This is a genomic window from Weissella sagaensis (assembly GCF_005405285.1).
In the GTDB taxonomy this organism is placed as follows: Bacteria; Bacillota; Bacilli; order Lactobacillales; family Lactobacillaceae; genus Weissella; species Weissella sagaensis.
In genome coordinates, this window is record NZ_BJDT01000007.1 from 38676 (window position 1) to 61332 (window position 22657).

Annotated in this window: 27 protein-coding genes and 1 pseudogene; 26 read left to right on the plus strand and 2 right to left on the minus strand. The window is 37.1% G+C overall.

From position 1 onward, the window contains the following. Positions 1-30: 30 nt before the first annotated feature. From efp to FFM55_RS07525, 15 genes and pseudogenes are all read left to right on the plus strand, one after another. The gene (gene efp, locus FFM55_RS07460) at positions 31-597 is read left to right on the plus strand and encodes an elongation factor P (RefSeq protein WP_042493680.1); all 567 of its coding nucleotides are present in this window, start codon (positions 31-33) and stop codon (positions 595-597) included. A gap of 99 nt (positions 598-696) precedes the next feature. Next, a complete protein-coding gene (locus FFM55_RS07465) occupies positions 697-1134 on the plus strand; it encodes an Asp23/Gls24 family envelope stress response protein (RefSeq protein ID WP_042493682.1) in 438 nt (145 codons plus the stop codon). Next, entirely contained in the window at positions 1131-1550 is a 420-nt protein-coding gene (nusB, locus tag FFM55_RS07470; RefSeq protein ID WP_042493683.1) for a transcription antitermination factor NusB, read from the plus strand. Before FFM55_RS07465 ends, nusB begins: the two co-directional genes overlap by 4 nt. Positions 1551-1725: 175 nt before the next feature. After that, entirely contained in the window at positions 1726-2259 is a 534-nt protein-coding gene (gene infC / locus FFM55_RS07475; protein ID WP_042493684.1) for a translation initiation factor IF-3, read from the plus strand. Positions 2260-2284: 25 nt separating this feature from the next. Next, positions 2285-2479 carry a 50S ribosomal protein L35 gene (gene rpmI, locus FFM55_RS07480; protein ID WP_042493686.1) on the plus strand — a complete coding sequence of 65 codons (195 nt, stop codon included), beginning with the start codon at positions 2285-2287 and terminating at the stop codon, positions 2477-2479. A 66-nt stretch (positions 2480-2545) separates the two neighbouring features. Then, a pseudogene (rplT, locus tag FFM55_RS07485) lies at positions 2546-2959 on the plus strand (50S ribosomal protein L20); the annotation flags it as partial. Further along, positions 2936-3094, plus strand: coding sequence for a HeH/LEM domain-containing protein (locus tag FFM55_RS10075; protein ID WP_228179998.1), 159 nt, complete (start codon positions 2936-2938; stop codon positions 3092-3094). The pseudogene rplT and the gene FFM55_RS10075, both read left to right, overlap by 24 nt. Before the next feature lie 768 nt (positions 3095-3862). Then, a complete protein-coding gene (rpsL, locus tag FFM55_RS07490) occupies positions 3863-4282 on the plus strand; it encodes a 30S ribosomal protein S12 (protein ID WP_042493689.1) in 420 nt (139 codons plus the stop codon). A 19-nt stretch (positions 4283-4301) separates the two neighbouring features. Then, positions 4302-4772 carry a 30S ribosomal protein S7 gene (rpsG, locus tag FFM55_RS07495; protein WP_042493690.1) on the plus strand — a complete coding sequence of 157 codons (471 nt, stop codon included), beginning with the start codon at positions 4302-4304 and terminating at the stop codon, positions 4770-4772. A 130-nt stretch (positions 4773-4902) separates the two neighbouring features. Next, entirely contained in the window at positions 4903-7026 is a 2124-nt protein-coding gene (gene fusA / locus FFM55_RS07500) for an elongation factor G (RefSeq protein WP_042493691.1), read from the plus strand. Positions 7027-7155: 129 nt separating this feature from the next. After that, positions 7156-8268, plus strand: a complete 1113-nt coding sequence (locus tag FFM55_RS10140) for an ABC transporter ATP-binding protein (RefSeq protein WP_137600800.1) — start codon at positions 7156-7158, stop codon at positions 8266-8268. Further along, positions 8258-9076: an ABC transporter permease gene (locus FFM55_RS07510; protein ID WP_042493694.1), complete on the plus strand. Its 819-nt coding sequence runs from the start codon at positions 8258-8260 to the stop codon at positions 9074-9076. Before FFM55_RS10140 ends, FFM55_RS07510 begins: the two co-directional genes overlap by 11 nt. Further along, positions 9066-9887 (plus strand): ABC transporter permease, encoded by an 822-nt coding sequence (locus FFM55_RS07515; protein ID WP_042493695.1) that lies wholly within the window; start codon positions 9066-9068, stop codon positions 9885-9887. The genes FFM55_RS07510 and FFM55_RS07515 overlap by 11 nt, the downstream gene beginning before the upstream one ends. 2 nt (positions 9888-9889) lie before the next feature. Next, positions 9890-10975, plus strand: a complete 1086-nt coding sequence (locus FFM55_RS07520) for an ABC transporter substrate-binding protein (protein WP_042493696.1) — start codon at positions 9890-9892, stop codon at positions 10973-10975. An 88-nt stretch (positions 10976-11063) separates the two neighbouring features. Next, positions 11064-11843, plus strand: coding sequence for a peptidylprolyl isomerase (locus tag FFM55_RS07525; protein WP_042493698.1), 780 nt, complete (start codon positions 11064-11066; stop codon positions 11841-11843). Positions 11844-11919: 76 nt separating this feature from the next. Here FFM55_RS07525 and FFM55_RS07530 read toward each other — a convergent pair whose 3' ends face one another. Together FFM55_RS07530 and FFM55_RS07535 are read right to left on the minus strand one after the other, a co-directional pair. Continuing rightward, positions 11920-12264 (minus strand): hypothetical protein, encoded by a 345-nt coding sequence (locus FFM55_RS07530; RefSeq protein WP_042493702.1) that lies wholly within the window; start codon positions 12262-12264, stop codon positions 11920-11922. Between the two features lie 139 nt (positions 12265-12403). Next, on the minus strand, positions 12404-12853 hold the full coding sequence (locus FFM55_RS07535) for a universal stress protein (protein WP_042493704.1): 450 nt from the start codon (positions 12851-12853) through the stop codon (positions 12404-12406). A gap of 562 nt (positions 12854-13415) precedes the next feature. On the opposite strand from FFM55_RS07535, the gene FFM55_RS07540 reads away from it, so the two are divergent. The 11 genes from FFM55_RS07540 to ptsP all read left to right on the plus strand — a co-directional run bounded on the left by FFM55_RS07540 (position 13416) and on the right by ptsP (position 22404). Further along, a complete protein-coding gene (locus FFM55_RS07540) occupies positions 13416-13589 on the plus strand; it encodes a type II toxin-antitoxin system RelB/DinJ family antitoxin (RefSeq protein ID WP_042493705.1) in 174 nt (57 codons plus the stop codon). A gap of 141 nt (positions 13590-13730) precedes the next feature. After that, complete coding sequence (locus tag FFM55_RS07545) at positions 13731-14114, plus strand: phage holin family protein (protein WP_042493706.1); 384 nt, start codon at positions 13731-13733, stop codon at positions 14112-14114. 15 nt (positions 14115-14129) lie between these two features. Then, a complete protein-coding gene (hprK, locus tag FFM55_RS07550; protein WP_042493707.1) occupies positions 14130-15059 on the plus strand; it encodes an HPr(Ser) kinase/phosphatase in 930 nt (309 codons plus the stop codon). A gap of 69 nt (positions 15060-15128) precedes the next feature. Beyond that, positions 15129-16187: an NAD(P)H-dependent glycerol-3-phosphate dehydrogenase gene (locus FFM55_RS07555; protein WP_170999668.1), complete on the plus strand. Its 1059-nt coding sequence runs from the start codon at positions 15129-15131 to the stop codon at positions 16185-16187. A 7-nt stretch (positions 16188-16194) separates the two neighbouring features. Next, the gene (galU, locus tag FFM55_RS07560) at positions 16195-17070 is read left to right on the plus strand and encodes a UTP--glucose-1-phosphate uridylyltransferase GalU (RefSeq protein ID WP_042493711.1); all 876 of its coding nucleotides are present in this window, start codon (positions 16195-16197) and stop codon (positions 17068-17070) included. Between the two features lie 161 nt (positions 17071-17231). Beyond that, on the plus strand, positions 17232-18185 hold the full coding sequence (gene trxB / locus FFM55_RS07565) for a thioredoxin-disulfide reductase (RefSeq protein WP_042493713.1): 954 nt from the start codon (positions 17232-17234) through the stop codon (positions 18183-18185). Positions 18186-18292: 107 nt separating this feature from the next. Next, positions 18293-18910 carry a histidine phosphatase family protein gene (locus tag FFM55_RS07570; protein WP_042493714.1) on the plus strand — a complete coding sequence of 206 codons (618 nt, stop codon included), beginning with the start codon at positions 18293-18295 and terminating at the stop codon, positions 18908-18910. An 88-nt stretch (positions 18911-18998) separates the two neighbouring features. Further along, a complete protein-coding gene (locus FFM55_RS07575; RefSeq protein WP_042493716.1) occupies positions 18999-19970 on the plus strand; it encodes a beta-ketoacyl-ACP synthase III in 972 nt (323 codons plus the stop codon). A gap of 32 nt (positions 19971-20002) precedes the next feature. Continuing rightward, positions 20003-20188, plus strand: a complete 186-nt coding sequence (gene ykzS / locus FFM55_RS07580; RefSeq protein WP_042493717.1) for a protein YkzS — start codon at positions 20003-20005, stop codon at positions 20186-20188. A gap of 183 nt (positions 20189-20371) precedes the next feature. Beyond that, a complete protein-coding gene (locus FFM55_RS07585) occupies positions 20372-20638 on the plus strand; it encodes a phosphocarrier protein HPr (protein WP_042493719.1) in 267 nt (88 codons plus the stop codon). A 38-nt stretch (positions 20639-20676) separates the two neighbouring features. Beyond that, positions 20677-22404, plus strand: coding sequence for a phosphoenolpyruvate--protein phosphotransferase (gene ptsP, locus FFM55_RS07590; RefSeq protein ID WP_042493720.1), 1728 nt, complete (start codon positions 20677-20679; stop codon positions 22402-22404). Positions 22405-22657 lie beyond the last annotated feature (253 nt).

A 22657-nucleotide genomic window follows, 5' to 3' on the forward strand; every position in this document is an offset into this window, starting at 1 on the left:
AGAAAGACATAAATTTAGGAGAATTCAATCATGGCAACTATTGGTATGAATGACTTGAAAACAGGGTTAACAATTTTGTATAACCAATCAATCTGGCGCGTTTTGGAATTCCAACACGTTAAGCCAGGTAAGGGTGCAGCTTTTGTGCGCTCAAAGTTGAAGAACTTGCGTACTGGTGCGGTAAACGAAGTAACGTTCCGTCCTGGTGATAAGTTCGAAACAGCAAGTATTGAACAAACTGACATGCAATATTTGTATGCGGATGGCGATCAACACGTATTTATGGACAATGAGACTTACGATCAAGTTTCTATTCCAGCAGATAAAATTTCAGATGCATTGAAGTTTTTGCTAGAAAATATGACTGTTAAGATCACAACTTATGAAGGTGAAATCTTGGATGTTGAATTACCAAAGACTGTTGAATTAACAGTTACGGAAACACAACCAGGTATCAAGGGAGCTACTGCTAATGGTGGTGGTAAGCCTGCTACTTTGGAGACTGGCTTGGTAATTACTGTACCTGATTTCGTCAATGAAGGTGATAAGTTAGTTGTTAATACTGATAATGGTGGATCATATACGTCACGTGCCTAGTTTTTACTAGGAAAGTTAGGTATAATAACGATATTAATTAAGAAAGCGCCGACCGGCAGCCGGCCGGCGCTTTCGACTTATTTAGGAGGTTAGTTCCATATGGCAGAAGAGACAATCGTATTAACATATTCAAATGAGGCCTCTGGCGAGACATTGGTTAGCATGCGCGTACTAGAAATTATCGCAGGGTTGGCAGCACAAGAAGTTGAAGGTGTTTCTCGGCTACGCGGTTCATTAACAGAGCGTGCACAAGAAGCATTTGGGCGACGCGTACACGGAAAAGGTGTTGAGTTACAACAAACTAAATCAGGATTAGATGTTGATGTCTATGTATATCTTAACTACGGTGTGAGTGTGCCAAAGGTATCACATGCTATACAACAACGTATTACATCCCAAGTGGCAGCAATGACAGAACTACAAGTTAACCTTGTAAATGTTCATGTCCAAGGTGTTGTTTCACAAAAGACAACTAACACAATTGATGTTAATAATTTATTTGGTGAAGAATCAGATACGGAAGGAACTAAGAAATGAGCGAACTAAATCGACACCAAATTCGTCAGGCAGCCTTTCAATCACTATTTGGTTTGGCACTAAATCCAACAGCTGATGTTGAAACGACTATCTCACAAGTATTAGTTGGTGACCCGGAAGTGGCGTGGACTCAAGAAATACCAGCTGATTTAACACAGGTTGTGACGGGGGTTGTTGCACATCAAGATCAATTAGATTTAATCATCTCAGATTATCTCTCAACGGGCTGGACATTAGAACGTTTGAATACAACAGATCTTGTTTTGATGCGTTTAGCAATCTATGAGGCAAAGTTTACTGAAGTACCTGCTAAAATTGCTGTTAACGAAGCATTGCAATTAGCTCATGATTTTACAGATGATAAGTCACGTAAGTTTATTAATGGTATTTTGAATAAGGCCTTGACTTTAGATTAGTCTGGCGTATAATAAGTATTTGTTAGGAAATAAAGTAATGGCATACCCGCTGTTCACCTAGTTAAGATTACTTAGCAGGTCAATCACTTTATTATTAAAGATGATAATGGCGGGTTGTCGTGTGTAACGGCAAGCCGTTTTTACTTTATCACAAGTTTTTTCGGAGGTAAGGATCATAGCAAACGCACGCCAACCACAACAACAAAAAGATTTAATTAATGATCACATTCGTGCTCGTGAAGTTCGTTTGATTACGGATGACGGTGACCAAGGTGTCATGTCTAAAGTAGACGCACAACGCCTTGCTGACGATGCTGAATTGGATTTGGTATTGGTACAAGCCAATGCTAAGCCACCAGTAGCTAAGATTATGAACTATGGAAAGTTCAAATTCGAAGCGCAAAAAAAGCAACGCGAACAACGAAAGAACCAAAAAGTTGTCAACGTTAAAGAGATTCGTCTTAGCCCAACTATTGATATTAATGATTTTAATACTAAAAAGAACAATGCAATTAAGTTCTTGAACAAGGGTAATAAAGTTAAAGTGTCAATTCGTTTCCGCGGACGTGCTATCACACACAAGGAAATTGGGCGTGAAGTAATGAATCGTATGGCAACGGAGCTTGAGGAAATTGCTAAAATTGAATCAAGAGCTAAGATGGAAGGGCGCAGCATGTTTATGGTGCTTGCACCCAGAGAAACTAAGTAATTAAACCAGTTTGGAGGACATATCAATGCCTAAGTATAAGACACATCGCGCTTCAGCAAAGCGTTTCAAGAAAACTGCAAATGGTGGGTTGAAGTCAGCTAATGCCTATACGTCACACCGTTTCCACGGTAAGACTAAGAAGCAACGTCGTCAATTGCGTGGTACTTCAATGATGAACCACACTACTTTGAAGACATATACACAAATGTTGAGCCGTTAATCATAATTATTGTTAAATAGTTATAACTGGTTCCGAATAAATTAGAAATTACTGGAGGAAATACCCATGCGAGTTAAGGGTGGTAACGTTACGCGTTCACGTCGTAAGAAGATGATTAAGTTGGCCAAGGGTTACCGTGGTCAACGTCACATCAACTATAAGGTTGCTAAGCAACAAGTTTGGAAGTCATGGTTCTATGCATTCCGTGATCGTAAGCAAACTAAGCGCAACTTCCGTAAGTTGTGGATTGCACGTATCAATGCTGGTGCGCGTATGAATGGTCTATCATACTCACGTTTCATGAACGGTTTGTCATTGATGGGTTCAACTTTGAACCGTAAGATGCTTGCTGAACTAGCTGTTTCAGATTTCGAAGCTTTCTCAGCTTTGGTTGAATCAGCAAAGAAGGCATTGGCTGACAACGGACAAGTTGTTGCTGAAAAGTCAGCTGCTACTTTGGAGAAGGGTGTTGTTATCAACGCTGCTTCTTCAAAGAAGGCTGCTTCAAAGCCAACTGAAAAGAATACTGTTGCTGAAATTAAAGCATATTTGTCAGAAAACGGCATCGAATTTGCTTCTTCAGCAAAGAAGGCTGATTTGTTAGCTTTGGTTTAATTCTTAAAATTTTTAAAAACACCAGGATATTATTCTTGGTGTTTTTTATTTTCAAAATAAAAATGAATAAATAACAATTATGCTGAAACTAAAGGTAATCGCAGGTACGAACGGCAATGTTTTTTGATCATTAATATAGTGAAAAACGATTTGAATGCCACAAGCAAGGCAGCAAATTAACCAAAACTCATAGAAATTAACGTAGAAAAGTATAGTAGCTAATACATCTAAATCGCCATTACCAATATAGTGTTCTTGAGTAAAAACATTAATTGTTAGGCAAATAATATAACCGGTTAAGATAATAAAAATAGGGGTATGATAAAAAAGGGCACCAAGAAATAAAGGTAGCGCTAACCAAATGCTATTAAATTGTTGAAATCGAATATCTTGATAAGAAATAAGAATTAAAATTAGCAATAATAAAAAATCAAGTAGCATATGAAGTCCTTTCTGTGTGCACCTAGTTATAGAGACGCCTAATGTCGTGTATTTTACAAAAATGATACGCCCGGAATTGTTTGCAAACTAAAGGTTATTCTATCAACGTTTTTTATATGATAAAAAGGTTGCATAATATTCGAGTCAGTGGTATATTATTAATTGTGCTTTTAGTTAGCAGGGTGTTTGCGGTTACGCGACGTGCTGAACTCGTAAACCAAAAGTACCAAATGATCAAAGTTCATTGGTTTGTTGTTTAATAAATGACACGCCTGGAAATGTGGACTAAACACTATAGAATAAAAATTTGAAAGGGGACTCTTCGAAATGCCTACAATTAACCAATTGGTTCGTAAGCCTCGTAAGTCACAGAGCACAAAGTCAAAGTCACCTGCTTTGAACTTTAGTTATAACTCACAATTAAAGAAGGCCACACGCGTGTCTTCACCACAAAAGCGTGGTGTTGCTACCCGTGTTGGTACGATGACACCTAAGAAGCCTAACTCAGCTTTGCGTAAGTACGCTCGTGTACGTTTGTCAAATCTGATTGAGGTTACTGCATATATCCCAGGTATCGGACACAACCTACAAGAACACTCAGTTGTTTTGATTCGTGGTGGTCGTGTTAAGGACTTGCCTGGAGTTCGTTACCACATTATCCGTGGTGCACTAGATACTGCTGGTGTTGACGGACGTATGCAATCACGTTCTAAGTATGGTGCAAAGCGCCCTAAGAACAAGAAATAATTAAGGGAGGACTTATATAATGCCACGTAAGAGTTACACTAAGCAGGCTGAAGTTCTGCCAGATCCAATTTACAACTCAAAGCTTGTTTCACGTTTGATCAATCGCTTGATGCTTGATGGTAAGCGTGGAACTGCTTCAACAATTTTATATGATGCTTTTAGTCGTATTAAGGAAGCTACTGGTAATGAACCATTGGCTGTCTTTGAAGAAGCTTTGAACAATATTATGCCCGTATTGGAAGTTAAAGCACGCCGTATCGGTGGTTCTAACTACCAAGTTCCTGTTGAAGTTCGTCCAGAACGTCGTGTGACATTGGGATTGCGCTGGTTGGTGCAATACTCACGTGCCCGCGGTGAGCATACTATGGAAGAGCGTTTAGCTAAGGAAATTATGGATGCTGCCAACAACACTGGTGCATCTGTTAAGAAACGTGAAGACACACATAAGATGGCTGAAGCCAACCGTGCCTTTGCACATTACCGCTGGTAATAGACCAATTTTGTGGCTGCAGTCAAATGACAGTAGCCACTTTTGGTGTATTTACGGTATAATATATCTAGACAACCAACAATTAACATATTAATCAGTTAATTGTTAAGAAACTCAAGGAGAATTACTCATGGCTAACAAGCGTGAATATCCTTTGCTACGCACTCGTAACATCGGAATCATGGCGCACATCGACGCTGGTAAGACAACGACGACAGAGCGTATTTTGTACTATACTGGTAAGATTCATAAAATTGGTGAAACTCATGATGGGGCTTCACAAATGGACTTTATGGACCAAGAAAAGGAACGTGGAATCACGATCCAATCTGCGGCCACAACAGCTGTTTGGCATGGTTTTTATGACCAATATAAGAACGAGCCATACCGTGTTAACATCATTGATACACCAGGTCACGTGGACTTCACTATCGAAGTTGAACGTTCATTGCGTGTTCTTGATGGTGCCGTAGCCGTATTGGATGGGGCTGCCGGTGTTGAGCCACAAACAGAAACTGTTTGGCGCCAAGCTGAAACTTATGAAGTACCCCGTGTTGTTTTTGTTAACAAAATGGACAAGTTGGGTGCTGACTTTGGTATGTCTGTTGATTCATTGAAGGATCGTTTGGATGCCAATGCTAAGGCTATTCAATGGCCAATTGGTGCCGAAGACGATTTCGAAGGTGTTATTGACTTAATCGAAAAGAAGGCAATGTACCCAACCACTGAACTAGGTGAAGAATGGGAAGCACGTGAAATTCCTGCCGACTATGTTGACTTAGTAGAAGAAAAGTACAACGAATTGGTTGAAGCCGTCGCTGATGTTGACGACGAAATCATGGACAAGTACTTGGAAGGTGAAGAAATTAGCGAAGCTGAATTGAAGGCTGCTATTCGCCGTGCAACAATTTCTCTACAATTCTACCCAGTTCTTGCTGGTTCAGCTTATAAAGATAAGGGTGTTCAAATGATGTTGGACGCCGTTGTTGAATATTTGCCATCACCATTGGACGTTAAGCCATATGTTGCTAACGATCCAGAAACTGGTGAAGAAATTGACTTGGTTGCTAACGATGAGGATCCATTTGCTGCTTTGGCATTTAAGGTTATGACTGATCCATTCGTTGGTCGTTTGACATTCTTACGTGTATATACTGGTACTTTGGAATCAGGTTCATATATCATGAATACGTCAAAGGACAAGCGTGAGCGTGTTGGTCGTTTGCTACAAATGCACGCAACTGATCGTAAAGAAATCCCTGAAGTGTTCTCAGGAGATATCGCTGCTGCCATCGGTTTGAAGGATACGACTACTGGAGATTCTTTGACTTCACCAGATCGTCGATTGATCTTGGAATCAATGGAATTCCCTGACCCAGTTATCCAACTAGCTGTTGAGCCTAAGACTAAGGCTGATCAAGCTAAGATGACTGTTGCTTTGCAAAAGTTGGCTGAAGAAGATCCATCATTCCGTGCAGAAACTAACCAAGAAACTGGTGATACACTAATTTCTGGAATGGGTGAGTTGCACTTGGATATCATTGTTGACCGTATGAAGCGTGAATTCCACGTGGACGTTACGGTTGGTGCACCACAAGTTGCTTACCGTGAAGCATTTACGAAGACTGTTCAAGCTCGTGGATACTTCAAGCGCCAATCAGGTGGTAAGGGACAATATGGTGATGTTTGGATTGAATTCTCACCTAATGAAGAAGGTGCTGGATTTGAATTCGAAGATGCCGTTGTTGGTGGTGTTGTTCCTCGTGAATACATCCCTTCAGTTGAAGCTGGATTGAAGGATTCATTGAACAATGGTCCTTTGGCAGGATTCCCATTGGTTGATTTGAAGGCTAAGTTGTATGATGGTTCATACCACGATGTCGACTCATCTGAAGCTGCCTTTAAGATTGCTGCTTCATTAGCTTTGCGTGAAGCTGCTAAGACTGCTGGTGCAGTTATTTTGGAGCCAATCATGAAGGTTGACATTATGGTCCCTGAGGATAACTTGGGTGATGCTATGGGTCACGTTTCAGCTCGTCGTGGATTGCTTGAAGGACAGGACCAACGTGGAAAGCAAATGCTAGTACACGCTAAGGTTCCGTTGTCAGAAATGTTTGGATATGCAACTACTTTGCGTTCATCAACGCAAGGTCGTGGAACATTCCAAATGGTCTTTGACCACTATGAAGCAGTTCCTAAGAACGTACAAGAAGATATTATTGCTAAGTACGGTTCTTCTTCATCAGCTGAATAAGTTTTATTTAATAAAAATTAAGAAGGACATTGATAAAATCATTTATCAATGTCCTTTTTTGTTTTATTATCGACTATTTTTTGATTAATTTGTATAATAAAGTTTATGTAAAGAAAGGTGGTACTGGTAGTGGCACAACCAATTATCGAATTTAAACATGTTGCTAAGCAATATGATGACAATGTTGTTTTGAAGTCAGTTGATTTAGTAATAGAAGCTGGTAAGTTTTATACGTTATTAGGACCTTCAGGTTCTGGTAAAACGACAATTTTACGTTTAATTGCTGGCTTTTTAGAAGCTACTTCAGGAGACATTTTATTTGAAGGTCAAAGAATTAATGAATTACCGCCTGAGAAACGGCGCGTTAATACAGTCTTTCAAAATTACGCATTGTTTCCAAATATGAATGTTTTTGAAAATGTTGCATTTGGTATGTCAATTAAAGGCAAAGGCAAGGCTGAGATTAAAGCAAAAGTTGCTGAAATGTTAAGCCTAGTAAAATTATCTGGTTTAGCAGATCGAGAAATTTCAGAACTGTCTGGTGGGCAACAACAACGTGTAGCGATTGCACGAGCATTAGCTAATGATCCCGAGGTTTTATTGTTAGATGAACCGTTATCAGCGTTAGACTATAAATTACGTAAGGAAATGCAATATGAATTACGTGAGATTCAAAAGCGTCTGGGGATAACATTTATTTTTGTGACACATGATCAAGAAGAAGCACTGGCAATGTCAGACTGGATATTTGTTACCAATGAAGGTGAGATTGTTCAAAATGGTACGCCTGTGGATATTTATGATGCCCCAATTAATCACTTTGTAGCAGACTTCATCGGCGAATCAAATATTTTACCAGGTGTGATGCGTAAAGATTACTTAGTTTCATTTGCAGGTAAAGAATTTGAAAATGTCGATGGTGGTATGCGACTTAACGAACAGGTTGAAGTGGTATTGCGACCTGAAGATTTAGATTTAGTAAGTGCTGATAAGGGGAAATTAATTGTCACGATTGATGACCAATCATTTAGAGGTGATTATTATGAAATTACAGCATATGATGATGATCAAAATGAGTGGCAAATTCAAGCAACTAATCCTGCTGTTATTGGTGAACGGCGTGGCTTGTTCTTTGATCCTGAAGATATCCACATTATGCGTTTAAATGAGTCTGAGGAAGATTTTGATGCACGAATGGAAGAATATGATGATACTGAGGAGGGGACAATGAATGAATCGTAAACGCACACTAACTTATACAATTCCATATATATTGTGGTTAGGATTATTTGTCATTGCCCCTGTTATTTTATTGATTATTCAATCATTTGGGAACCTTAATGGGCATTTTACATTTGGAAATTATGTGACGTATTTTAGTTCAGGTACTTATCTACGGATGACCTTTAATTCAATCTTTTTTGCATTTATTGTCACAGCAATTACACTATTGATTAGTTATCCAATGGCATATATAATGAGTCGTCTCAAGCATGCCCAATTTTGGTTATTATTGGTTATTTTGCCAACGTGGGTGAATTTATTATTAAAAGCATATGCCTTTATAGGACTATTCTCTAAAACAGGGACTATTAACGAGTTTTTATCATTAATAGGCTTTGCGCCGCATCAAATGATGTTTACAAATATGTCTTTTTTGGTTGTTGCTGCATATATAGAAATACCTTTTATGATTATGCCGATTTTTAATTCACTGGTTGAGCTAGATAAAAGTTATATTAATGCAGCGCGTGATTTGGGGGCAACACAATGGCAAACCTTAGTTAAGGTTGTTTTTCCAATGTCAATGGGTGGTGTTAAAGCTGGTATTCAAGCCGTCTTTATCCCAACATTGTCATTATTTATGATCACTAGACTAATTGGAGGTAATCGTGTGATTACCTTAGGAACTGCAATTGAGGAGCATTTCTTAGTTACGCAAAATTGGGGAATGGGTTCGACCATTGGTGTCATTTTGATTGTTGCAATGATTTTAACGATGATGATAACCAGAGATCGTAAGAAGAAGGGAGGCAAGCATGGTAGATAAGCACAAAAAATGGGCAAATATTTATTTGGTTTTTGTCTTTATATTAATGTATGCGCCAATCTTTTACCTTATTTTTTATTCATTTAATAAAGGTGATTATATGGCAGGATTTTCGGGATTTTCATGGCGACACTACATCGATATGTTTGCCGATGCTCGATTAATGCAGATGCTAGTAAATACCTTTATTGTGGCATTATTGTCAGCCCTAATTGCAACTTTAATCGGTTTATTTGGCGCGATTGGTATTTATAATACAAAACAAGCTAGCACTAAAAATGTCTTATTATCGTTAAACAATGTCTTGATGGTATCGCCAGATGTTATTATCGGTGCAAGCTTTTTGATTTTCTTTACAATGATTGGCTTGAAATTAGGATTTGGGTCTGTTGTGTTAGCGCATATTGCATTCTCAATTCCTATTGTTGTATTAATGGTGTTACCACGTTTAAATGAAATGAATCCAGCCCTGATTGATGCAGCACGTGATTTAGGTGCAAATAGTTATCAAGTGTTATCAAGAGTTGTTTTGCCATATGCATGGCCAGGTATTTTGTCTGGATTTTTTATGGCAATTACGTATTCATTGGACGATTTTGCAGTAACCTTTTTCGTAACAGGAAACGGTTTTTCAACGCTGTCAGTCGAAATTTATTCACGTGCACGTCAAGGAATTGATCTTTCTATCAATGCGATGGCGACCTTAATGTTCTTGTTGTCACTAGTTTTGGTTATTATCTATTACTTTATTTCAAATTATAGTGCTGCTAATAGCAAAAAAAAGAAAGGTAATAGAGTGGTGGTGCATTAATCATGAAAAAAATCATTTGGTTAACAACAATTATATTAGGTGCCACGTTAGCGCTATTCGGGGTTAATATTTTTTTAGAACATACTGAAAATGTTGGCACTAAAAATAATGGTCATCAAGAATTGACAATTTATAATTGGGGAGATTATATTGATCCAGATTTGTTAAAAAAGTTTCAAAAAGAGACAGGTTATAAAGTTGATTATGAAACATTTGATTCTAATGAAGCAATGTTTACGAAAATTCAACAAGGTGGCACACATTATGATTTAGCAGTACCGTCAGATTACATGATTCAAAAGATGAAGGCTGCTAATCTTTTGTTACCATTGGATCATAAAAAATTAACGGGGCTCGGTAATTATGATAAAAAGTTTATGAACCAAGCATTTGATAAAGGTAATAAATACTCTGTTCCGTACTTTTGGGGGACATTGGGGATTGTCTATAATGATAAGTACATTAAGCCTGGTGAGATTAAAACTTGGAATGATCTTTGGCAACCTAAGTACAAAAAAAGTATTATGTTGATCGATTCTTCAAGGGATATTATGGGGATGGCTTTAGCATCTAGTGGACAATCTGTTAATACAAAAAGCATCCCGGAGTTAGCTGCAGCTAAAGGAAAATTAGATACATTAATGCCAAATGTTAAAGCAATTGTCGCAGATGAGATTAAGACGTATATGGCACAAGAGGAAGCAACACTGGCAGTTGATTATTCAGGTGATGCAGCAGAAATGATTTCTGAAAATAAACATTTGCATTATGTTGTTCCTAGCGATGGTGGTAACTTGTGGTTTGATAATATTGTTATGCCTAAAACGGTTAAAAATAAAAAAGCAGCTTATGCTTTTTTGAATTTTATGAGTAAGCCAGCTAATGCAAAACAAAATGCCATTTATGTTGGCTATGCAACACCAAATAAAAAAGCAGTGCAACAATTACCAAAAGCAATTAAAAATAACCCATCTTGGTACCCTGATAATAAAACATTGTCAAAACTTGAAGTGTACGAAGATTTAGGGCCAAATTGGGTTGGTAAGTATAATGACTACTTCTTAGAGTTTAAAATGACAAATCGTTAATTTAAAGTAAAATTTTATCTTTACACTAAGCATTGCATTATAAAATGGGGTTAACAAGAAAAGTTAATTAAGAACGGGAGTTAACATAATGAAGAAAGGCAAATCAGAAAAGATTGTTGCGTTGGTTGCAGTTGTTTTTGTTATTTTAGGACTTGCGATTGCGTTTCAGTCGGCACATTCAGATAAAGATGAGATGTCTGAAAAACAGCAGTCTCTTTCAAAAACAAAATTAAATAAATTGACATTGCCACAATTATCAAAAAAGGTTCATAAAAATGAGACAGTTGTGACAATCGAAACGACAGCTGGTAATATCAAACTGAAGTTATTTAATAAATATACGCCATTAGCAGTTAAAAATTTTGTTAAGCATTCTCAAAAAAATTACTATAATGGGACAATTTTTCATCGCGTGATTAATGATTTTATGATTCAAGGTGGTGATCCAACTGGTACAGGAACTGGTGGTGCATCAATTTGGAAGAATAAAAATGAAAAAATTGATGATGGCTCAGGCTTTAAGAACGAAATTTCGCCTAATCTTTATAATATAAGGGGAGCAGTCTCAATGGCTAACTCGGGTGAAAACACAAATGGCTCACAATTTTTTATTAATCAAAATCATGAGAATTCAGCAACACAGTTAAAAAAATCAAAATATCCTGATAAAATTATTGATGCGTATAAAAAAGGTGGTAACCCATCATTAGATGGTCATTATACTGTTTTTGGACAAGTCATTAGTGGGATGGATGTTGTGGATAAAATTGCAGCTGCTGAAGTTAAAGATAATGCGGATCATTCAGAAAAATCAACGCCGGTTAACCCAGATAAAATTGTAAAGATAACAATTGATAAAAAGTCTTAGTTAGTTTTAGTGGTTTAATATCATTTAAAAGGCAGCAAACTATCGAATAACGATAGTTTGCTGCCTTTTGTTTAGGCTATGAATTTGAGTAGGCTAGGGCAGTATTTGTAACAATTAATTGGAAATAATTATCAAAACCAGGTTTATTGTAACTACGTAGTAAACCAGCAAAATCAGCTGGTGACCAGTCAGAAATAACAATTGCACCATCCTGGTACTGTAATGAATGAGACATAGCTGAAGTGCTTTCAACTAAATAGAACGTATCATTGATATCTAAGTAGAGTAGTTGTAATTTAATATTACGATTGGCCCCAAGTGAGGTCGATGAAGTTAAAAATGGATCATTTAACCAATGTTGGCTAACATGTCCGTGTCTAAATTTATGAATTGTTTCTAGTGTATTTCCAATAATTTTCATAGTGCATCCCCTGTGTTAATAATGATTAAAAACATAGAATTATTATAACCTAATTTTAATAAAAGTCCATTAAGTTATATTAAATTAAGTTGGATAGGCAATAAAAAAGCCAACTACGAAGTAGCCGGCTTTTTAAAATTTACTGCACAATCAAAACATCTGTTTTAGCGTTTTGCACCACAAACGATGTAACTGATCCAACAAGAATACGTTCCAGTGCGTTTAATCCTGACTTACCAAGCATGATTAGACCAGTATCGTGGTCACGTGGGAAATCACGGGCAATAACCGTCTTTGGTGAACCAAAACGAACGTGAATATTAACTTGTTCTGCACCATTATCACGAGCAATTTGAGCGTATTTTGTTAGCTTTTCTTCAGCATCTTGTACTAATTGATAAACAACATCACCAGATATTGACATACCAGCTAGTCCAGAAATTGAGTTTGTATCAATAACATACAACAAATCTAGAGCAGTTTGGTTACGCACAGCAACTGCAGCAGCCTTTTCAATTATGACGCTAGAAATTTTCGATCCATCAATAGGAGCCAATATGTTCTTGTATGCAATCTTGTCCTCTGCCATGGAAGTCACCATCCTTATAAGGTATTATGTTTAAATAAATTATTTTATACTTGTATTATATACCTAATAATAGTTAAATGTAAGCGCAATCTTTAAAATTAGGTGACACCTTTAATGCATAATTCATACAAAAGGTGAATTTTCACCTAGTAATGTTTAAAATGATGTTTAGATTGTTTTAAATATTATTATGTGCTATAATTTTACTTATGCGATGAGTCGAGAAAGATCATAATAGATCTTTTATAAACGGTCCTCATTAACAGTCGTATATACTGGAGGATGCAAAACGAGTTGTGGAACTCGGATTGCTGCACATGACTACCTTTAGCTTTGCTATTGGGTGTACGTTGACTGATGGGTAACCATCACGTGCGCTAAGACGCGTCAATCTTAGCAATGCCAATCTAAATGCACTGTCTTGTATAAGACAGTGCATTTTTTTATACAGACAAAATTTTTGTATTTCAAATCTATGCTGGAATAAGATATTTTCCGTAAAATGGTATATAATAAAGCATGGGTTAAATATACTTAATAAGGTAAAAGGGGGGATGCGCCAATGGAAAAATTGATTCAAATACGTGTTGAAGAAGAGGTGCGTAATGCAGCAGATAATGTTTTTAAAGAAAATGGGTTAACCACCCAACAAGCTGTTAAAATGTTTTTAACGCAAGTTGCGCATAGTGGGAAATCACCATTTGATGATTTATTCAAAGCTAAAGATCAACGTTGATTAAAAATTTTCAATATTAGCGAAAATGATTTATTTCATTTCCGCTTTTTTTATATATTTAAAGACTAATTTACAAGACATTTAGCCAAATATAACTGTAATTTTGATATACTGTTTATTAAGAATAACTGGAGGAATTTTATGAAAACAGTTACTTTTAAGAATTTTTCTTTTTGGCAACGCATTATTATTAATACAATTACATTATTAGCAATGGCAGGATTGTTTAGAAACGGTCTTTATATTAGCAGTATTTGGACAGCAATTTTAGCGGCATTTATTTTAGGTATTTTAAATGCCCTAGTTAAACCAGTGTTACATTTATTAGCATTACCATTTACCATTTTGACCTTTGGACTGTTTGGCTTAGTGATTAATGGACTAGTGCTTTGGTTAACAGCTTGGGTCATTGGGGATGGCTTTAAGTTTGCCAGTTTTGGTTGGGCGGTCTTTATTGCAATTATAATGTCGCTTGTTAATTTGATCATTTCTAATTATTTCAATAAAGATAATCAACAGGCATAAGATGGGGAATTAAAGATGACAAAAGAACTAACAGTAAAAGATTTGTTAGACAATACGCGTCTAAAAATTGTGGCAGGTGAGGAATATTTAGATCGAAAAATTACGACACCAGATATTTCGCGTCCTGGTCTAGAAATGACTGGATATTTTAATTACTATGCACCCGAACGTATTCAGTTAATGGGGATTACGGAAACGTCATTTGCGCATCGTATGAATCATGAAGAGTTGTTATTGATTGCAAGAAAAATGATGCAACCAAATACACCAACATTTGTTGTGTCAACAGGTCGGCAATTACCAGAAGAATTTATGCAATCTGCCGAAGAAAATCACATTCCAGTATTAGCAACTGAATTGACTTCTTCTAAAACTTTGGCCAACATGACGTATTTTTTGAGTGGAGGTCTGGCAGAACGTGAATCTATTCATGGTGTATTGGTTGATATTTTCGGGTTAGGTGTTTTGATCACGGGTGATTCTGGCGTTGGTAAATCAGAAACAGCTTTAGAATTAGTACAACGTGGTCATCGACTAATTGCAGACGACCGAGTAGATGTTTATGCACAAGATGAAGAGCGTCTGGTAGGTGAGCCGCCAGCAATTCTAAGGAATCTAATGGAGTTGCGTGGTGTGGGCATCATTGATGTGATGGATTTATTTGGTGCTGGAGCGGTTCGTTCACATGCAACGATTGCGTTTAATTTACATCTTGCTAAATGGCATGATGATCAAGACGTTGATCGTTTAGGGAATGGTGAGGAAGTAATGACTATACAAGGCGTTGATTTACCACGCTTTGTTCTCCCTGTTCAAGCTGGACGAAATTTAGCTGTTTTAGTTGAGACAGCAACAAAAAATTTCCGTGCTAAATTAATGGGATTCGATGCAACTCAGACATTTAATAATAACTTAAATAAATTAATTTCTGATAATTCAAAATAGTATTTTCAATATATAAGGGTAGACAAAGCTTAAATTTTGATTGCCAAGATATTAAGATGTGGTATTATTATGGTATTCTCAGGGATATTAGTAACAAGGAGGAATCTCGTGAGTCGCGAAATTATTGCAGTTTTAGGTGCCGGTTCTTGGGGAACCGCCCTGGCAAATGTTGCCGCTGAAAATGGGCATATTGTGCGCTTGTGGAGTCATCGTGCTGAACAAGTTGATGAAATTAACGAAACCCATCGTAATACAAAATATCTGGGTGAACATCCACTTAATGAAGGTGTCATCGCAGTTGCTGATATGAAGCAAGCAATTGCAGACGCTAATCTTGTGTTAAGTGTTGTTCCAACTAAAGCAACACGTGAAGTAGCTCGCCAGTTAGTGACAATTTTAAAGGAAACTAACCATAAAGTTGTTGTTATGGCAGCGACTAAGGGAATCGAACCGGTCACTTATAAGCGGGTATCTGAAATGCTTGCCGAAGAAATTCCAAGTGAATATTTAGGTGGCTTGGGGATTATTGCTGGTCCCTCACATGCTGAAGGCGTTATCAAGCATGACCCAACACTAGTGACGGCAGTCAGCTCAGATCTGACGGTTGCAAAGTATGTACAGAATGTATTGAGCAATCAAATTTTCCGTGTTTATACCAATACCGATGTTGTGGGATCAGAAATCGGCGCAGCTCTTAAAAATGTGATTGCCATTGGAGCAGGGGCTTTGGAGAGTTTAGGATATGATGCTAATGCAAAAGCAGCATTGTTTACAAGAGGGTTAGCTGAAATTAGTCGTCTTGGACAAGCTTTTGGTGCCAACCCCATTACATTTATGGGCTTGGCTGGTGTAGGCGACTTATTTGCGACGGCAACATCAGTATACTCACGTAATTATCGTGCAGGTGTGCAATTAGGCCAGGGGAAGCAACTAGATGATGTCGTGGCTGATATGGGAATGGTTATTGAAGGAATTTCAACTACCAAAGTTGCGCATGAATTAGCACAAAAGAAACATGTTGAAATGCCAATTACTTCAGCTATGTATCGTGTTATTTATGACAATGAAGATGTTAAAAATGTTATGCAGTTATTAATGGGACGGCCAGTCTCACAAGAAGGGAAGTAATTAAATCATGAAACCAGTACGTAAAGCAATTATTCCAGCCGCAGGATTAGGGACACGTTTTTTGCCAGCTACTAAGGCATTAGCAAAAGAAATGTTGCCAATCGTTGATAAGCCAACTATCCAATTCATCATTGAAGAGGCATTAGCTTCAGGAATTGAAGATATCGTGATTGTTGATGGTAAGTCAAAGCGTTCTATTGAAGATCACTTTGATTCAAATCCTGAGTTAGAGAATAACTTACGTGAGAAGGGAAAGAATGAGTTATTGAAGATTGTTGAAGAAACAACCGATATCAACTTGTACTTTATTCGCCAATCACATCCACGCGGTTTGGGGGATGCGGTTTTGACTGCTAAGTCATTTATTGGGGACGAACCATTTGTTGTCATGCTAGGTGATGATTTGATGCATGATGATGAACCATTAACAAAGCAGTTGATTGACCGTTATAATACAACAGGTGAGTCAACGTTGGCTGTTATGAAGGTTCCACACGATCAAGTTTCTGAATATGGTGTCATTGCACCTGAAAAGGAAGTTGCTGATGGCCTTCACCAAGTTAATAGCTTTGTGGAGAAGCCAAAGCCTGAAGATGCACCATCAGATTTGGCTATTATTGGACGTTACTTATTGACGCCTGAAATTTTTGAAGAGTTGGAAAATACTAAGCCTGGTAAAGGTAACGAAATCCAATTAACAGATGCCATTGATACGTTAAACAAGCGTCAACATGTTTATGCGCATGAATTTAAGGGTGACCGTTATGATATTGGTTCAAAAATTGGCTTTTTGACAACTAATATTGAATTTGGTTTGAAGCATCCACAAACAGCTGAAGCTTTGAAGCGCTACATTAAAGATTTAGCCAATAAACTAGATTAATTTGTTAAAAATAAAACTGTTGGTATGATAAAATACTTACAGTTTTATTTTTGTTAACAAAAAGTAAGTAAATAGCTTGCTTTCTGTTTCAAAGAAGGTAAAATGTAATAGAAGTAATTAGGAAATAAGAAAATAAAGTATTTGAAGATGGAGGTGTTATTATGGTTCAACATTATGACACGATAATTTTAGGTGCAGGACCTGGTGGTATGACAGCAGCAACATATGCATCGCGTGCAAATCTTTCTGTGTTGATGATTGATCGCGGTATTTATGGTGGTCAAATGAATAATACAGCCGAAGTAGAAAACTACCCTGGTTTTAGTAGTATTTTAGGCCCTGACTTAGCCGAAAATATGTATAAATCCTCAACACAATTTGGTGCAGAATATGCATTTGGAACAGTTTTGCATGTTCAAGCACAAGAAGATGGTTCATGGCATGTTGTAACTGATATGGATGAGTATACAAGTAATACGGTTATTGTTGCAACTGGTTCTGATTATAAGAAATTAGCGGTCCCTGGTGAAGATACCTATGCTGGCCGTGGTGTTTCGTACTGTGCAGTATGTGATGGGGCATTTTTCCGTAATCAACATGTAATTGTTGTTGGTGGTGGTGATTCAGCTGTGGAAGAAGCAACTTATTTAGCTGGATTAGCTGATAAAGTTACGGTTTTCCATCGTCGTGATAAATTACGTGCACAACAAATTTTGCAAGATCGTGCATTTGCCAACGAAAAGATTGAATTTGTTTGGAATACTGAAGTTGAAGAAATTTTAGGCGACGACAAGAAGGTAACTGGCGTTCGCGTGCATAATAATGTCACTGATGAAGTTTATACGGTAGATGCTGCTGGTGTCTTTATTTATGTTGGTGTATTGCCAGTATCACAAGTTGTGGCTGATTTAGGTGTTACAAATGAACAAGGCTGGATTGAAACCAATGAGCGTATGGAAACAGCACGCCCAGGAATGTTTGCTCTTGGTGATGTTCGTGATAAGGAACTACGTCAAATTACCACTGCTGTGGGTGATGCTGCCGTAGCTGGTCAAAATGTCTTCTCATATAATGAAGAATTCAAGTTAAAACAGCAAAAGGTAACAAAAGCATAATTTGGCATACTTACCAATTTAAGCAATGTTATTGATAATCTTTAGTATCACTTGGCTGGAACATCATTTTGTTCCAGCTTTTTTAGCTAATACAGGAGAGTAACACGATGACAACCTTTTATTTTGTACGACATGGTCAAACGCTAGCAAATGCAAGTGGTTTAAAACAAGGTCAAATTAATACTGAAAATACAGAGTTAAATGAAACGGGAATTCAACAAGTTACAAGGCTAGCAGAGCATTTTGATTTAGATTTTGCGCAACATCTTGTAGCTAGTCCATTGAACAGAACGCAACAAACAGCGGCATTATTAAATAAAACGGGTCAATTGTCGCTACAAACTGATGAAAGATTATTAGAAATTTCATATGGTCAATGGGACGGTAAAAGTAATCAAAAATTAATGACGGCATATCCGGATGTTTTTGATGACATCTTGCATGATGTTTTACCACAATATGTTAAATATGCAACTGAGGGTGAAACATTTGAACAGGTGGTTGAACGTGTACAGATCTTTTTAGATGAAATGACGAAAAATTATCCAACTGATAATATTGTGGTAGTAACGCATGGATTTACGATTAAAGCAGTGATAATGGCGACTTTTGGTATAACGCCAGCAACAATACATTTACCAGAACCAGGCAATGCTAGTATGACAAAATTGACACAGACAACTGATGGTCAAAAGTATTTACACTTTTTTAATCAACAGTATTGATGAAATGTAATTTTTATTAAAAATTAATGTTTTTTTGTGCTTGTACAAGTATAATAGCCTGTAATAGTATTTAGGAGGAAATCAAAGTATGGCGCAAGGCGTAAAAATTGTTGCCTCATCTCATTATGTACCTGAAGATATTGTCACCAATGATGATTTGGCAACAATTATGGATACAAATGACGAGTGGATTCAAACACATACGGGTATTAAGACGCGACATGTATCTCTTCAAGGAGAAAATACTTCAGACTTAGCAACTAAGGCAGCGCAACAAGCATTTGAACAAACGTTACTTACGCCAGACGATATTGACTTAATTATTGTGACGACGTTTACACCAGATGGTTTAGCGCCATCCACTGCAGCGTTAGTTCAAAGAAACTTACAAGCAAAAAAAGCATGGGCATATGATATATCAACTGCTTGTGCTGGATTTGTGTTTGGGTTAAGCACTGCTGATAAATTTTTAAAAGCCAATGCAGCAAAATATGCTTTAGTTATTTCAGCTGAAGTTAATTCTAAAATGATGGATTTTAATGACCGAACGTCTGCTGTATTCTTTGGGGATGGGGCAGCTGCCTTTATTTTAGAAGCTTCATCAGATAGCCTTGTAGTTGCTGAGCAAATGCATACAATTGGTAATTCAAAAGTGGTTCATTCTGGATTAATTGCACCGTTAAATGAAATATCTGCGAATAATTACCCCAAAACGACGGCTTTCCACCAAGAAGGACGTCAGGTATTTAGTGAAGTAGAACGTTTAATTCCGGCACATATTAATGACTTATTGCAACAGAATAATTTAACGCCAGATGACATTGACTATTTTATTCCGCATCAAGCAAACTTGCGGATTATAGAGATGTTGGCCAAAAAATTAAATCAGCCAATGAGCAAATTTGTTACAAATGTAACTAAATATGGTAATACATCGTCAGCCGGTATTGCGATGGCTTTGGATGAACTAAGACACCAAGTGCCTTTAAAAGGTAAAAAAGTTTTATTAACGGGATTTGGTGCCGGCTTTACTTATGGAAGTCTCTTGTGCCAATTTTAAAATTAACGGTATAATATAGTTAAGGAGGCCAAATGGATTATAATCAAATGTTAGATCAGCTTAGATCGGGCGAATTAGATCAATTTATAGTTAATGCAAAAGAGTTTTCAGATTTCTATAATGTTTGGCGTGACTACCCATATCAAAATGCAATTACTGGTACTGCTGAACGAGGTGGCATTATCACGTACACAGCAAAAGATGATGAAGCATCATAGAAATAAATTTATTGATAACTATAACGCAATGAATATTAATGAAAAAAATATGTAAGCGCTTGCGATTGTATTTAATACCTGATAAAATGTTTATAGAGGTTAGTTGAAAAAAGATTGTTGAAAGTATTGATTCACTAAACCCATTTATAAGAATAATATTTAAATTTAGAGGAGATTATCACCATGGAATCACGCGAATTTCACATTGTAGCCGAAACTGGTATCCACGCACGTCCAGCAACTTTGTTGGTACAAGCAGCTTCAAAGTTCTCATCAAACGTTACCTTGTCATACCAAGGTAAGGATGTAAACTTGAAGTCAATTATGGGTGTTATGTCATTGGGTGTTGGTCAAAATGCTGACGTTAAGATTTCTGCAGAAGGTGATGACGAGGCTGATGCCTTGGCAGCTATTGCAGAAACAATGTCAACTGAAGGTTTGACTGATTAATTTGTAATTAAATAAACAGATTCAAAGGGAACAGAGTAATGACTAAAAAAATTACAGGAATTGCAGCATCTAATGGTGTTGCAATTGCAAAAGCATATAAGCTTGTTGACCCGGATCTGTCTTTTGAGACTCGCACAATCGACGATGCTCAAGGTGAAAAAGACCGCGTAAATGCGGCCTTTTTGGCATCTAAGGCAGATTTGGAAACAATTCGTACTAAAGCTGAAGCGTCAATGGGAGCTGATGAAGCTGAAGTATTTACTGCACATATTATGGTATTAGAGGATCCAGAACTTCTAAGTAGTATCAATGATAAAATTGATACCGACAAAACAAATGCTGAAGCAGCGCTAAAAGCTGTTACTGATATGTATATTGGTATGTTCGAAGCTATGGCAGATGATAATCCATATATGGCAGAACGTGCTGCTGATATTCGTGATGTTACGAAGCGTGTTTTGAGTCATTTATTAGGCAAAGATTTACCCAATCCTGCCTTGATTAATGAAGAAGTTGTAATTGTTGCGCACGATATGACGCCTTCAGACACAGCACAACTTGATCGTCGCTATGTAAAAGGCTTTATTACTGATGTTGGTGGTCGTACTGCCCACGCAGCGATTATGGCACGTACGCTAGAAATCCCTGCAATCGTCGGTTCTGATGTTGCTACAAAGGATATTGATGAAAATGATATGGTAATTTTGGATGGCTTGGATGGGGATGCATTGATTTTACCATCTGATGCTGAAATTGCTGAATATCAACAAAAGGGTCGTGCATATGCTGATAAGAAGGTAGAATGGGCTAAGCTAAAGAATGAAAAGTCTGTTTCTGCTGATGGTAAAGAATTTGTCATTGGTGCTAATATCGGTACTCCCAAGGATCTTGATGGTGTGATTGAAAATGGTGCTGAAGGTGTTGGCCTTTATCGTACTGAATTTTTGTACATGGATTCTTCAGAATTACCAACTGAAGAAGCTCAGTTTGAATCATATAAGAAAGTACTTGAAAGCATGGATGGTAAACCTGTAACGGTTCGTACGATGGATATTGGTGGTGACAAGCACTTACCATATTTGCCATTACCAGAAGAAGATAATCCATTTATGGGTTACCGTGCTATCCGTATTTCATTAGATCGTGATGATATTTTCCGGACGCAATTGCGTGCGCTATTACGTGCATCAGTTTACGGTCAATTGTGGATTATGTTCCCAATGGTGGCAACATTACCAGAATTCCGTGCTGCTCGTGATATCTTTAATGAAGAAAAAGCGAAGTTAGTTGCTGAAGGTACTGAAGTTTCAGATGATATCAAGTTAGGTATCATGATTGAAATTCCAGCTGCAGCTGTTTTGGCTGATAAATTTGCTCAAGAAGTTGATTTCTTCTCAATCGGAACAAACGACTTGATTGGTTATTCAATGGCTGCAGATCGTGGTAATGACCGTGTGTCATATTTGTATCAACCATATAATCCATCAATCTTACGTTTGGTTAAGAATGTTATTGATTCTGCTCACAAGTATGGTAAGTTTGCTGCAATGTGTGGTGAGATGGCTGGTGACCCAATTGCTTTGCCTATCCTTGTGGGTATGGGATTAGATGAATTCTCAATGTCAGCTACATCAATTTTGCAAGCGCGTTCATTGATGAAGAAGTTGGATACGCAAGAAATGGCGCAGCTAGCTGAGCAAGCCGTTGATTCTGAAACCAATGATGAAGTTATTGCTTTAGTACAAGCTAATGTTTCAGTAGACTAGATAAGTTAATAAAATATTTAATGGAGATAATCTGAAATAACAGGTTACCTCCATTTTTAATTAGCCATAATTTTAAAGCTTGATATGATTCTGTTATCGGTAACATAGGATAACCTGATATGCTTATTTGTATATTAGAAAAATAATAAAAGATATTTCTAATGAATTTATATATATAATATTGTTATAAATAATTTAAAATAAATCAATGAAAGCGATTACTTAAATCAATGATTGTATTGTTGAATATTTA

Bases quoted from the DNA above. Each gene is read 5' to 3' on its own strand.
- rpmI (WP_042493686.1), top strand. From the start codon at position 2,285: ATGCCTAAGTATAAGACACATCGCGCTTCAGCAAAGCGTTTCAAGAAA.
- rpsL (WP_042493689.1), top strand. From the start codon at position 3,863: ATGCCTACAATTAACCAATTGGTTCGTAAGCCTCGTAAGTCACAGAGC.
- FFM55_RS07570 (WP_042493714.1), top strand. From the start codon at position 18,293: ATGACAACCTTTTATTTTGTACGACATGGTCAAACGCTAGCAAATGCA.
- FFM55_RS07515 (WP_042493695.1), top strand. From the start codon at position 9,066: ATGGTAGATAAGCACAAAAAATGGGCAAATATTTATTTGGTTTTTGTC.
- FFM55_RS07545 (WP_042493706.1), top strand. From the start codon at position 13,731: ATGAAAACAGTTACTTTTAAGAATTTTTCTTTTTGGCAACGCATTATT.
- FFM55_RS07555 (WP_170999668.1), top strand. From the start codon at position 15,129: ATGGTATTCTCAGGGATATTAGTAACAAGGAGGAATCTCGTGAGTCGC.
- FFM55_RS07510 (WP_042493694.1), top strand. From the start codon at position 8,258: ATGAATCGTAAACGCACACTAACTTATACAATTCCATATATATTGTGG.
- FFM55_RS07540 (WP_042493705.1), top strand. From the start codon at position 13,416: ATGGAAAAATTGATTCAAATACGTGTTGAAGAAGAGGTGCGTAATGCA.
- trxB (WP_042493713.1), top strand. From the start codon at position 17,232: ATGGTTCAACATTATGACACGATAATTTTAGGTGCAGGACCTGGTGGT.
- FFM55_RS07530 (WP_042493702.1), bottom strand. From the start codon at position 12,264: ATGAAAATTATTGGAAATACACTAGAAACAATTCATAAATTTAGACAC.
- galU (WP_042493711.1), top strand. From the start codon at position 16,195: ATGAAACCAGTACGTAAAGCAATTATTCCAGCCGCAGGATTAGGGACA.
- FFM55_RS07465 (WP_042493682.1), top strand. From the start codon at position 697: ATGGCAGAAGAGACAATCGTATTAACATATTCAAATGAGGCCTCTGGC.
- hprK (WP_042493707.1), top strand. From the start codon at position 14,130: ATGACAAAAGAACTAACAGTAAAAGATTTGTTAGACAATACGCGTCTA.
- nusB (WP_042493683.1), top strand. From the start codon at position 1,131: ATGAGCGAACTAAATCGACACCAAATTCGTCAGGCAGCCTTTCAATCA.
- rpsG (WP_042493690.1), top strand. From the start codon at position 4,302: ATGCCACGTAAGAGTTACACTAAGCAGGCTGAAGTTCTGCCAGATCCA.
- FFM55_RS07525 (WP_042493698.1), top strand. From the start codon at position 11,064: ATGAAGAAAGGCAAATCAGAAAAGATTGTTGCGTTGGTTGCAGTTGTT.
- ptsP (WP_042493720.1), top strand. From the start codon at position 20,677: ATGACTAAAAAAATTACAGGAATTGCAGCATCTAATGGTGTTGCAATT.
- FFM55_RS07575 (WP_042493716.1), top strand. From the start codon at position 18,999: ATGGCGCAAGGCGTAAAAATTGTTGCCTCATCTCATTATGTACCTGAA.
- FFM55_RS07520 (WP_042493696.1), top strand. From the start codon at position 9,890: ATGAAAAAAATCATTTGGTTAACAACAATTATATTAGGTGCCACGTTA.
- FFM55_RS07535 (WP_042493704.1), bottom strand. From the start codon at position 12,853: ATGGCAGAGGACAAGATTGCATACAAGAACATATTGGCTCCTATTGAT.
- efp (WP_042493680.1), top strand. From the start codon at position 31: ATGGCAACTATTGGTATGAATGACTTGAAAACAGGGTTAACAATTTTG.
- fusA (WP_042493691.1), top strand. From the start codon at position 4,903: ATGGCTAACAAGCGTGAATATCCTTTGCTACGCACTCGTAACATCGGA.
- FFM55_RS07585 (WP_042493719.1), top strand. From the start codon at position 20,372: ATGGAATCACGCGAATTTCACATTGTAGCCGAAACTGGTATCCACGCA.
- ykzS (WP_042493717.1), top strand. From the start codon at position 20,003: ATGGATTATAATCAAATGTTAGATCAGCTTAGATCGGGCGAATTAGAT.